Source organism: Nonomuraea turkmeniaca (assembly GCF_005889735.1).
Lineage (GTDB): Bacteria > Actinomycetota > Actinomycetes > Streptosporangiales > Streptosporangiaceae > Nonomuraea > Nonomuraea turkmeniaca.
Map to the genome: position 1 here is coordinate 1 of NZ_VCKY01000298.1, position 11350 is coordinate 11350.

Here is an 11350-nt window from a genome sequence, read left to right on the forward strand (position 1 = left end):
CCCCTTCCCCGCCCTTGACGCCATGCTCCCGACGGAACGGGCGAAACCCCCGAAGGACGCCTCCGCGTATGCCTTCGAGTTCGCGTGGGGCGGCCGGCGCCTCCTGGTCCCCATCGAGGGCGGACGCACGGACGCGGCCCGCGAACATCCGTGGTTGCGCGGGCTGGCGGAGTCGTTCGGCAGCCGCACGGCGGTGCTGGACGGCGAGCTCGCCACGCTCGGAGGCGGCGAGATCCTCGTCTTCTACGACCTCCTGTACGACGACGGGCGCTCCCTGGTCGAGCAGCCCTATACGGCCCGGAGGTCGGCCCTGGAGGCTCTCGGGTTGTCGGGCGCCCACTGGCAGACTGCCCCGTCCTGGCCCGGGGAGGCGGGGCCGGTGCGGCAGGCGGCCAGGGAGCAGGGGTTGCCGGGGGTGGTGGCCAAACGCCTGGACTCACCGTACGAGCCGGGCCCGTCCACGTCGTGGCTGTTCATCCCCGCCTCATAGCGGCCAGGCCATCATGGTCAGGGCGACCATGTCATCGCGATCATTGCGACCTTCGCGTCGCGATCATTGCGACCATCACGTCAGGGGCTTGTCCGCTAATGCGTCACGATCACGTCGACCATTGCGTCAGTATGACGGCGACCATTGCGTCAGCACGATGGCGACCATTGCGTCAGCACGATGGCGACCATTGCGTCACAGAGGTGTGTCATCCGGAGGCCCTAGCACGCACCAACTCCCGGCGCAGAGCACGATTCTTCGACTCCTACATCGGCGATCTGATCGTGCGTGACGTCCGGCAACTGGCAGAGATCGAGCAAGGCCAGCAAATGCTGACGCTCATCCGACTACTGGCTGCCCGATCGGGCCAATTGCTCGTCGGAAACGCATTGAGCAACGAGCTGAGCGTGTCGGCGAGCACAGTCCACCGATATCTCGCTCTCCTCGAAGAGGTCTTCCTGATCAAACGAATCCCAGCCTGGTCCAGGAACCTCAGCAGCAGGGCCATCGGCACGCCGAAGGTCGCGTTCGTCGACTCCGGCCTGGCGGCGAACCTCCTCGGCTCCGACGCTCGCGGCCTCCTCCGTCCCAACAGCGCCTTCGGCCCGTTGCTGGAGGGGTTCGTGCTCATGGAGCTCGCCCGCCAGCTCACCTGGGCGGATGAGCGGGTGGAGCTCTATCACTACAGGACCAAGGACCGTATTGAGGTCGATGCGGTGCTGGAGAACCGGCAGGGGCGCGTCGTCGGCATCGAGGTGAAGGCCGCGTCAGCCGTACGCACCGAGGATTTCCGCGGGCTGAGGCATCTCGCCGAACGGCTCGGCGACGACTTCGTCGCTGGCCTTGTGCTCCATACCGGCACTCAAACGCTGCCCTTCGGCGACCGCATGCGGGCCATGCCCGTGAGCGCGCTGTGGGAGGTCGGCTAAGAGATACTCGTCCAGTGCTCATTACCGCAATATCGCCCACCGACGAGTCACTCGGGGCCGAGCTGCTCGCCCTGCAGAAGGCCGCGTACGCCGTCGAGGCCGCGATCATCAAGGATGATCGCATCCCGCCCCTGCACGAGAGCCTGGCCGGCCTGCGGGCGCAACCGTTGCGGTGGCTCGGGGCCGTGGACGAGGACGGGCGGCTGGCCGGGGCCGTGGCGTGGGAGGAGACCGATGACGAGGTGGACGTCAACCGGTTGATCGTGCATCCCAGCGCGCTGCGGCGCGGGATCGGGCGCGCGCTGGTCAAGGAGGTCCTGGTGCGGGCGGGGACGCGGCGGGTCGTGGTGTCCACCGGGCGGGACAACGCGCCTGCGCGGAGGTTGTACGAGGGGCTCGGGTTCGTGCCGGCCGGGGAGACAGAGGTGATCCCCGGGCTGTGGATCGCTGACTACGCCCTCGTCCCGTCCTGAACCGGCAAGCCGCCAACGGGCTCCACCCACGCCGCCGGCCGCCTGCCTGCGGAAGCCAGGCGCGCACGCGTGCGAAGGCGCGTTTGGCCGCCCTGCCCGCGGAAGCCAGGCAAGGCGCGCACACGCGCGAGGGCACCCTTGGCCCACGCGCGCGGACCGGCCGTAAGGCCTTTGGACCTCCTTAATGTTCCTGGGAAAGCAGCCCCTCCGACTCCAGTTCGTCCCAAAGCTCCTCAGGCACCGGCCGCGCCCACAGGGCGGCGTTCCTGGTGACCTCTTCCGGCGCCCGGGCCCCCAGGACGATGGTGGCGATCGCCGGATGCCGCAGGGGGAAGGCCATGGCGGCCTGGGGCAGTGAGACGCCGTGACGCTCGCAGACCCCCGCGATCCGGGTGGCCCGCTCCACCAGCGGCTCCGGCGCCGGCAGGTAGTTGTACGTGCCCGCCGGCTTGGACGTGGCCAGGATGCCGCTGTTGAAGACGCCGGCCGCCAGGACCTTGACGCCGCGTTCGGCGCACGCGTCCAGGAGTTGCCGGCCGGACTGGTCGAGCAGGGTGTAGCGGCCGGCGAGCATGACCACGTCGATGTCGGTCTCCTGGACGAAGCGCAGCGGCGCCTGCCACTGGTTCATGCCGATCCCGATCGCCTGCACCACGCCTTCGGCCCTCAGCTCGGCCAGCGCCGGGTACGCCTCGGTGAGCGCCTGCTCCACGTGGTCGTCCGGGTCGTGGATGAGCGCGATGTGCACGGCCGGCAGTTCCAGCCGCACCAGGGACTCCTCCAGCGACCGGCGTACGCCGTCGCGCGAGAAGTCCCACACCCGCTCCAGCTCGGCCGGCACGGCGAAGCCCTCCTGGTCACGGCCGGAGCCGGAAGAGGGGACCAGCAGGCGGCCGACCTTGGTCGACAGGACGTAGCCGGAGCGGCCGGCCAGGGCCGCGCCGAGACGCCGCTCCGACAGGCCCAGCCCGTAGTGCGGCGCGGTGTCGAACAGGCGCACGCCGCTGTCCCACGCCGCGTCCACCGTGGCGCGGGCCTGCTCGTCCGTCACCTCCTGGAACAGGTTGCCGATCGGGGCACCGCCGAGCCCATAAGAGGGCAGCTCGATTGTCAATCTTGTGCCTTTCCGCCCGCGATCCGGCTGATCATCAGTGCGATGAGGATGATGCCGCCGTAGATCACCGGCTGCCAGAAGCCGGAGACGCCGATGAGGGTCAGGATGTTCTGCACGAGGCCGATCACCAGCACGCCGGTGAGCGCGCCGAGGATCGTGCCCTTGCCGCCGTCCATGCTGACGCCGCCGATGACGGCCGCGGCGAACACCATGAAGATCCAGCCGACGCCCATGTTGTTGCCGATCGCGCCGAGGCGCCCGGTCTCCAGGATCCCGGCCAGCGCGGCCAGCGTCCCGCCCACGATGAACACGCCGTAGAGCACCCGGTCCACCCGGATGCCGGCGGCGCGAGCGGCGTCGGTGTTGCCGCCGACGGCGTAGAGCGCGCGGCCGACCCGGAGGTAGCCGAGGCCGAAGATGCCGGCCGCGAACAGCACCCCGGCGATCCAGATGGCCGCGGGCAGGCCGAGCCACGTGGCGCTGCCCAGGTAGAGGATCGAGTCGGGCAGCTCGAACAGCGTCTTGCCCTCCGTCGGCCCCTGCAGCAGGCCGTGCACGATGATCAGCATGGCCAGCGTGACGATGAACGCCGACAGCTGGAACCTGATGATCAGGAATCCGTTGAACGCGCCGATGGCCGCGCCGATCAGCAGTGCGAGAGGAATCGCCAGCGCGCCGGGCAGTGCGATGCCGAACCCGCCCGCCGTCACCGGGATCACCATCATCACCGCGATCGCGGGCGCGGTGCCGACCGTCGACTCCAGCGACAGGTCGAACTTGCCGGCGATCAGGATCATGGCCTCGGCCAGGACGAGGAGCGAGATCGCCGATTGCTGCTGCAGCACGTTCGTCAGGTTGCCCGCGGTCAGGAAGGTCGGGTCCAGGATCGCGCCGACGACGAGCAGGATCACGATCACTGGTACGAGCGTCAGGTCACGGAACCTGGCCAGTCGTACCCGGGGGATCGGTGCGGTCAAAGTGGTCAATCTTCTATGCCTTCCATCACGGCCACGAGCTCGTGGTCGGTCCATCCACGCGGCACGTCCTTCACGACCCTGCCGTGGAACATCACCAGCACGCGGTCGCAGATCCGCAGGTCGTCGAGCTCGTCGGAGACCACGACCGCCCCCGCGCCCCGATCGACGGCGTCCTCGACGGCGCCGAGCAGGGCCTGTTTGGCCTTGACGTCGACGCCGGCGGTCGGGTTGATCACGACCAGCACCGTCGGATCGTCCACGAGCGCCCGCGCGAACACCACTTTCTGCGCGTTCCCTCCGGACAGGTCGCCGACGGGTTGATCGGCGCCTTCTGTCTTGATGTCCAGGATTTCGATCATCTGCTCGGCCTTGGCACGGCGGCGCGTCGGCGAGACGATGCCGTACCGGCCCAGCTTGCGGGCGATCGGGAACGTGGCGTTCTCCCCCACGGACAGGAGCGGGATGATGCCCTCGTGGTGCCGGTCCTCGGGCACGAATCCGAGTCCGGCCTTCATGGCCGCCGGCACGTCGCCCGGCCTGACCTGGGTGCCGTTGACCGTGACCGTGCCCGCGTCCGCCTTGCGCAGCCCGACCAGGGTCTCGGCCAGTCCGACCTTGCCGCTGCTCGCGGAGCCGGCGAGGCCGACGACCTCGCCGGACTTAACCGAAATATCAATATCTGTGTAGCGGCCGGCCAGTGACAGGCCCTCGCCCGACAGCACCACCCGGTCCCCGGGCGTCCGGGAGCGGGAGGCGTACGCGGCCGTGGCCTCCCCCGTCATCGCGGCGACCAGCTCGTCGTGCGGCAGGTCGGCGACCGGCCTGGTCGCGATGTGCCGGGCGTCGCGGAAGACCGTGACGCTCTGGCAGATCTCGTACACCTCGTCGAGGTGATGGGAGATGTACATCATCGTGACACCCTGCTCGCGCAGCGACCGCATGCGTGCGAACAACCGCTCGATGGCCGGCCCGTCCAGCCTGGCGGTGGGCTCGTCGAGGATGATGAACCTGGCCCCGAACGACAGCGCGCGAGCGATCTCCACGAGCTGGCGCTGCTCCACGCTCAGGTCGCCGGCCAGCACGTGCGCGTCCACGTCCACCTCGTACGTGTCCAGCAGCTCGCGTGCCCTGGCCCGTAGCGCGCGCCAGTCGATCGGGCCGGGCCGCTCCGTCTGGCGGTTGAGGAAGAGGTTCTCCGCCACCGTCAGCGCCGGGATGATCGTGGACTTCTGGTAGACGCAGGCGACACGCTGCCGCCAGGCGTCGCGGTCGGCGAGGGCGGGCGCCGCCTCCCCGGAGAACAGCACCTCGCCCTCGTCAGGCCGCTGGAGCCCGGTGAGGATCGATACCAGGGTGGACTTCCCCGCGCCGTTCCTGCCGACGAGCGCGTGGGTCTCGCCCTCGGCGATGGCGATCTTCGCGCCGTTGAGCGCGACGGTGGGGCCGAAGCGCTTGACGACGTTTCGGGCTTCAACGTGAATGTTCATCTACTTGACCTGGTTACCCCAGAGGCTCTTGTCATCCACGTTGTCCTTCGTGACGAGCGGCGCGGGGAGCTGGTCCTCCAGGCCGTTCGGAAGCTGGATGATCGTGCTGTCGTGGTCCGTGGGACCCGCCTTGAACGTCTTGCCCTCCAACGCGGCCTTGGCGTAGTAGAGCGCGTACTTGGCGTACAGGTCGGCCGGCTGCGACACCGTGGCGTCGATGTCCCCCTTGCGGATCGCCTCGAACTCCTGCGGAATCCCGTCGTTCGAGACGACGAAGATGTGCTTGGCGTCGGTCGGCGGGACGAGCAGGCCCTTCTGCTTGAGCACCTGCAGCGTCGGCGCAAGGTGGACGCCGCCGGCGTGCATGTAGATGCCCTTGATGTCGGGGTTCTGCTCCAGGCGGGTCTGCAGCATGGACGCGGCCTTGCTGCCCTCCCACTCGGTCGGCTCGCTGAACACCGTGATCCCGGGGAACTTGGTCTTCATGCACTCCAGGAACGCCTCCGACCGGTCACGGCCGTTGATCGAGCTGAGCGCGCCCTGGAGCTGGACGACCTTGCCCTTGCCGCCGAGCTTCTCACCGAGGAACTCGCAGGCCTTGGTCCCGTACGCGCGATTGTCGGCGCGTACGACCATGAAGACCTTGCCCTTGTCCGGCCGGGTGTCGACGGTCACGACGGGGATCTTCTTGTTCTCCAGTTGCTGCAGCGTGTTGGCGATGGCGCCGGTGTCCTGCGGGGCCATGACGATCGCCTTGGCGCCCTGGCCGATCAGCGCCTGCACGTTGTTGACCAGCTTGGCCACGTCGTTCTGCGAGTTCGTGGCGGGCATGAGGTCCACCTTGAGCTCGCCCGCCATCTGCGGGACGTACTTGATGTAGGAGTTCCAGAAGTCGGAGTCGGCCCGGGGATGGTCGATGCCGACCTTCCCTCCGCCGCCTTCCGCCGTCGTCGTCGTCGACGTCCCGGAGCCACATGCTGTGACGACCGCTAGTAGGGCCGCGCCCGCGACCACCCGTCCGAACTTCATAGGGGGGTACCTTTCTTAGTGGTTTGGCCGGAGCCGAAGTCCCTGCATGCCGCCGTCGACCGCGAGCGCGGTCCCGGTGGTCGCGCCGGCCTCGGGGCTGACGAGGTAGGCGATCGCCGCGGCGACCTCTTCCGCCCTGACCAGGCGGCCCATCGGCTGCCTGGCGTTGAGCGCCGCTCGCTCCGCCTCCGGGTCGGGGGCCGAGTCGAGCAACCTGGCGACCCACGGGGTGTCCGCGGTCCCGGGGTTGACGCAGTTGACGCGGATGCCTTCGCGGATGTGGTCCGCGGCCATCGCCAGCGTCAGCGACAACACCGCACCCTTCGTCGCGCTGTAAAGGGCCCGCTCGGGCAGTCCCGCCGTGGCCGCGATCGAGCAGGTGTTGACGATGGCGGCGTGCTGCGACTTCCTGAGGTACGGCAGTGCCGCCCGCGCCACCCGGACCATGCCGAACACGTTGACGTCGAACACCCGCTGCCACTCGCTGTCCGGGTTGTCCTCGATGGTGCCCTGCGCTCCGATGCCCGCGTTGTTGACGAGCACGTCGACGCCGCCGAGTCGGTCGGCGGCCTCGGCCACCGCGGCGCGTACCCAGACGTCGTCGGTGACGTCCACCTTGATCCCGATGAACGGCTCGCCCGGCGGGTGGACGTCCAGGCAGGCCACCTTCATGCCGCGCTCGGCGAGCAGGGCGGCCACGGCCAGTCCGATGCCGGATCCGCCGCCGGTCACGATCGCTTTCAGGCTCACGCGTCCCTCCAGACCTCGCCGCCGGGGAACGTGTGCGCGGCGATCGACTCGGGGTGCATCTCCGCGCTGAAGCCGGGCGCGGACGGGGCGACGTACCGGCCGTCACGGATCACGACCGGGTCGGCGAAGTGCTCGTGCAGGTGGTCGACGTACTCGATCACGCGGTTGTCCATGGTCCCGGTGATCGCCACGTAATCGAACATCGCCAGGTGCTGCACCAGCTCGCACAGCCCGACGCCGCCCGCGTGCGGGCACACCGGGACCCCGAACTTGGCCGCGAGCAGCATGATCGCCAGGTTCTCGTTGACGCCGCCGACGCGGGCGGAGTCGATCTGCAGGTACGAGATCGCGCCGGCCTGGAGCAGTTGCTTGAACACGATGCGGTTCTGCACGTGCTCGCCGGTGGCCACCGGGATGGGGTCGATGCCCTTGGCGATGGCGGCGTGGCCGAGCACGTCGTCGGGGCTGGTCGGCTCCTCGACCCAGTGTGGGTTGAACTCGCGCAACGCATTGATCCACGCGATGGCCGAGCCGACGTCCCAACGCTGGTTGGCGTCGATCGCGATCGGGAAATCGGGGCCGCACACCTCCCTGGCCACCCGGAACCGGCGCCTGTCGTCCTCCAGGTCCGCGCCGACCTTGAGCTTGATCTGCCCGAACCCCTGGTCCAGGGCCTCTTTGCAGAGCCGCCGCAACTTCTCGTCGTCGTACCCGAGCCAGCCGGGCGAGGTCGTGTAGGCGGGGTAGCCGACCTCGATAAGCCGATTTATCCGCTCTTCCTTGCCTTGTTCCGCATTTCTCAGCATCTGGAGGGCTTCATCCGGGGTCAGCGCGTCGCTCAGGTACCGGAAGTCGATGAGATCGACAATCTCCTCGGAGGACATCTCGGACAACAACCGCCACAACGGCTTGCCCGCGCGCTTGGCCTTGAGGTCCCACAGGCCGTTGACCACGGCGGAGATCGCCATGTGCATGACGCCCTTCTCGGGCCCCAACCAGCGCAGCTGCGAGTCGTTGACCATGTTCTTGTAGAGGGCGCCGAGGTCCTCGACGTCCCTGCCCAGCACGTACGGCTCGAGCGCGCTGATGGCGGTCGTCTGGATGTCGTTCCCGCGCCCGATCGTGAACGCGAACCCGTGCCCCTCGAACCCGTCGTCGGTCTTGAGCACGACATAGGCCGCGGAGTAGTCCGGGTCCGGATTCATCGCGTCAGAGCCGTCGAGCTCCCGTGACGTCGGAAACCGCACATCGTGCGTCTCCATCCCGACGATCTTGTACGTGGCCACCGCTCCGGTCATGCCTGCCCCACCGTCTGCCGCTGCCGTCCCAGCCCCTCGATCTCCAGCTCAATGACGTCACCGGCCCTCAGGTACGGCTGCCCAGGCATCCCCATGGCCACACCGGCCGGCGTGCCCGTGTTGATGACGTCACCCGGCTCCAGCACCATGAACTGGCTCAGATAGCGCACGATCTCCGCCACATCGAAGATCATGTTCTTCGTGTCACCGTCCTGGCGGCGCTCCCCGTTGACCCAGAGCCGCAGCGGCAGGTTCTGCGGGTCGCCGACCTCGTCAGCGGTCACCAGCCAGGGGCCGAGGGGGTTGAACGTCTCACACGACTTCCCCTTGTCCCACTGCCCGCCGCGCTCGAGCTGGAACTCGCGCTCGGACACGTCGTTGGCGACCGCGTAGCCGGCGATCACACCCAGCGCCTCTTCCTTGCCGTCCAGGTAGCGCGCCTTCTGGCCGATGATCACGGCCAGCTCGACCTCCCAGTCGGTCTTCACGCTCCCCCGAGGAACGAGTACCTCGTCGTACGGGCCGATCATGGTGTTGGGTGCTTTCATGAACACGACCGGCTCGGCCGGCGCCTCCAAGCCTGACTCCGCGGCGTGGTCGCTGTAGTTCAGGCCGATGCAGACGATCTTGCCCGGTCGCGCGATGGGCGCGCCGACACGCAGCCCCTCCACGTCGATGACCGGCAGGTCACCACGCTCGAGCGCCTCGCGGACGCGTGCCACTCCCCCGGAGGCGAGAAAGGCGCCATCGATGTCAGGCTCTCCGATATCGCGCAGGTTCCCGGCGTCGTCCAGCACCGCCGGCCGCTCCTGTCCGACAGGTCCTACTCGCAGCAGCTTCACACCGCATCCTTCACATATACATCGGATGTCTCGTCTCCCGATGCTCGTGCGAGCGAACGGGGTGTGTCAAGGGTGAGGAGTCGGAAACATCCGATCCGTGACCTGGAGATTCACCGTAAAGAGGCAACCCCCAACTGTGAACCCTGTTTACCGTTCCAAGGACCGCGTCCACGCCGCCGAAATTCCGACAAGAAGAGACATCGGAGGTCGAGCATGACGGCGTGCCGGCACCGAACGACGGGACAGCCGGTGACCACCCAGGCAGCAAGCGAGCACACAGCACGCCGAGACGAGCAGCCTGGCACCCGACACAGCAGGCACACGACACGATCGGCGGCACCCGACGCAGCAGGCACACGACGCGACGGGCGGCACCCGGTGCACGGCGACCGATCGACTCAACAGACAACACCCGCCTCCGGAACGGCCGACCGGGCCGAACGACCACGCACGCGACCCCTGGCGAGCAGCGCGACAGGCGGGGCGAGCAACACAGCGGATGAGCGGATGAAGGCAGGCAGGACGGGATGCGACACCCGACACGCGACACCCCACGCGCGAAGCTCGACATGCGAGACCCCACCTGCGAGACCCCACCTGCCAGGCCCGACATGCAGAAGCGAGTGTCGAAGAAAGCAGCGTCCGGAGGTCGAGCAAACAGCGGACGGCACCCTGCCGGGCGCCCGCACCCGGCAGGCGGGGCGGCGGGCAAAGGCACGCGAGGGTGGGGCGTCCGAGGACATGGCGACGGCGGAGTCCACCATGGCCACCATTGACTCTCCTTGACGGCCGTACAGCCCCGTAATAGAACACGTTTCAGTACGGTGTAACCAAGCGCTTGATCAAGAGGGTGACCCAGGTGCACATCGACCTCGTCGACAGGGACCGCTACGCGACCGCCGGACCACCGCACGACCAGTTCGCCTGGCTGCGCGCGAACTCCCCCGTCCACTGGCATGAGGGCCAGCCCGGCTTCTGGGCCGTCACCCGCTACGAGGACGTCGTCCACATCTCACGCCACTCCGACCTCTTCTCCTCCTATCGGAAGCTCGCCCTCGTCGAAGAACTGACGGAGGAGCAGATAGCTCTCCAACGGCTCATGATGCTCAACCAGGACCCGCCAGAGCACACGCGACGCCGCTCCCTGGTCAACCGGGGCTTCACCCCGCGCACGATCGGAGCCCTCGAACAACACATCCGCGACATCTGCGACGACCTCCTCGACAAGTGCACAGGCGAGATCGACTTCGTCACCGAAGTCGCCGCGCCCCTGCCCCTCTACGTGATCTGCGAGTTGCTCGGCGCGCCCGTATCCGACCGCGACAAGGTCTTCGCCTGGTCCAACCGCATGATCGGCTCCCAGGACCCCGACTACGCCTCCAGGCCGGAGGAGGGCTCCGCCGCCGCCATGGAGGTCTACGCCTGGGCCAACCAGCTGGCGGCGCAGCGCAGAGCCAACCCCAGGAACGACATCGTCACCAAGCTCCTGCAGCCGGACGAGAACGGCGAAACGCTCGACGAGAACGAATTCGACCTCTTCATCCTCCTCCTGGTGGTCGCCGGCAACGAGACCACTCGCAACGCCGCCTCAGGCGGCATGCTCACGCTCTTCGAGCACCCGGACCAGTGGGACCGCCTCGTCGCCGACCCCACGCTGGCCAGGACCGCCGCCGACGAGATCGTCCGCTGGATCTCCCCCGTCAACCTGTTCCGCCGCACCTCCACGAGGGATCAGGAACTGGGCGGGCAGCAGATCAAGGCCGACGACAAGGTCGTGGTCTTCTACGCCGCCGCCAACCGCGACACCGCCGTCTTCCCCGACGCCGAGGTCTTCGACATCGGCCGCGACCCGAACCCGCACATCGGCTTCGGCGGCGGGGGCGCCCACTTCTGCCTGGGCAACCACCTCGCCAAGCTGGAACTCCGCATCCTGTTCGAACAACTGGCCCGCCGCCGAAGCC

The 11350-nt window shown here is 68.3% G+C and carries 11 protein-coding genes; 4 read left to right on the forward strand and 7 right to left on the reverse strand.

Going from position 1 to position 11350, the window contains the following annotated elements; translation table 11 throughout:
* From ETD86_RS48035 to ETD86_RS48045, 3 genes are all read left to right on the forward strand, one after another.
* Positions 1–490, forward strand: a 490-nt coding sequence (locus tag ETD86_RS48035) for a DNA ligase-like domain-containing protein (protein ID WP_484213972.1), incomplete at its 5' end; no start/stop codon positions are given.
* A gap of 131 nt (positions 491–621) precedes the next feature.
* Positions 622–1419, forward strand: coding sequence for an ATP-binding protein (locus ETD86_RS48040; RefSeq protein ID WP_246149391.1), 798 nt, complete (start codon positions 622–624; stop codon positions 1417–1419).
* Between the two features lie 14 nt (positions 1420–1433).
* Positions 1434–1892, forward strand: a complete 459-nt coding sequence (locus ETD86_RS48045; RefSeq protein ID WP_170223684.1) for a GNAT family N-acetyltransferase — start codon at positions 1434–1436, stop codon at positions 1890–1892.
* A 181-nt stretch (positions 1893–2073) separates the two neighbouring features.
* On the opposite strand, the gene ETD86_RS48050 is transcribed toward ETD86_RS48045, so the two are convergent.
* Genes ETD86_RS48050 through ETD86_RS48080 form a run of 7 tightly spaced genes read right to left on the reverse strand, consistent with a single transcriptional unit; the run spans position 2074 to position 9389 of the window.
* A complete protein-coding gene (locus tag ETD86_RS48050; RefSeq protein WP_138673303.1) occupies positions 2074–3006 on the reverse strand; it encodes an aldo/keto reductase in 933 nt (310 codons plus the stop codon).
* On the reverse strand, positions 3003–3983 hold the full coding sequence (locus ETD86_RS48055) for an ABC transporter permease (RefSeq protein ID WP_138673304.1): 981 nt from the start codon (positions 3981–3983) through the stop codon (positions 3003–3005). Before ETD86_RS48055 ends, ETD86_RS48050 begins: the two co-directional genes overlap by 4 nt.
* 5 nt (positions 3984–3988) lie before the next feature.
* Positions 3989–5470: a sugar ABC transporter ATP-binding protein gene (locus tag ETD86_RS48060; RefSeq protein ID WP_138673305.1), complete on the reverse strand. Its 1482-nt coding sequence runs from the start codon at positions 5468–5470 to the stop codon at positions 3989–3991.
* The gene (locus ETD86_RS48065; RefSeq protein ID WP_138673306.1) at positions 5471–6499 is read right to left on the reverse strand and encodes a sugar ABC transporter substrate-binding protein; all 1029 of its coding nucleotides are present in this window, start codon (positions 6497–6499) and stop codon (positions 5471–5473) included.
* A 15-nt stretch (positions 6500–6514) separates the two neighbouring features.
* On the reverse strand, positions 6515–7249 hold the full coding sequence (locus ETD86_RS48070) for an SDR family NAD(P)-dependent oxidoreductase (protein ID WP_246149393.1): 735 nt from the start codon (positions 7247–7249) through the stop codon (positions 6515–6517).
* Positions 7246–8547 (reverse strand): L-fuconate dehydratase, encoded by a 1302-nt coding sequence (locus ETD86_RS48075; protein WP_138673307.1) that lies wholly within the window; start codon positions 8545–8547, stop codon positions 7246–7248. Before ETD86_RS48075 ends, ETD86_RS48070 begins: the two co-directional genes overlap by 4 nt.
* A complete protein-coding gene (locus tag ETD86_RS48080) occupies positions 8544–9389 on the reverse strand; it encodes a fumarylacetoacetate hydrolase family protein (RefSeq protein ID WP_138673308.1) in 846 nt (281 codons plus the stop codon). Before ETD86_RS48080 ends, ETD86_RS48075 begins: the two co-directional genes overlap by 4 nt.
* Positions 9390–10227: 838 nt before the next feature.
* On the opposite strand from ETD86_RS48080, the gene ETD86_RS48085 reads away from it, so the two are divergent.
* On the forward strand, positions 10228–11350 hold a 1123-nt coding region (locus tag ETD86_RS48085), incomplete at its 3' end, for a cytochrome P450 (RefSeq protein WP_246149394.1).

What these genes read in the sequence shown, in the direction of transcription:
- ETD86_RS48065 (WP_138673306.1), bottom strand. Translation starts at nt 6,499, where the DNA reads ATGAAGTTCGGACGGGTGGTCGCGGGCGCGGCCCTACTAGCGGTCGTC.
- ETD86_RS48075 (WP_138673307.1), bottom strand. Translation starts at nt 8,547, where the DNA reads ATGACCGGAGCGGTGGCCACGTACAAGATCGTCGGGATGGAGACGCAC.
- ETD86_RS48040 (WP_246149391.1), top strand. Translation starts at nt 622, where the DNA reads ATGACGGCGACCATTGCGTCAGCACGATGGCGACCATTGCGTCAGCAC.
- ETD86_RS48060 (WP_138673305.1), bottom strand. Translation starts at nt 5,470, where the DNA reads ATGAACATTCACGTTGAAGCCCGAAACGTCGTCAAGCGCTTCGGCCCC.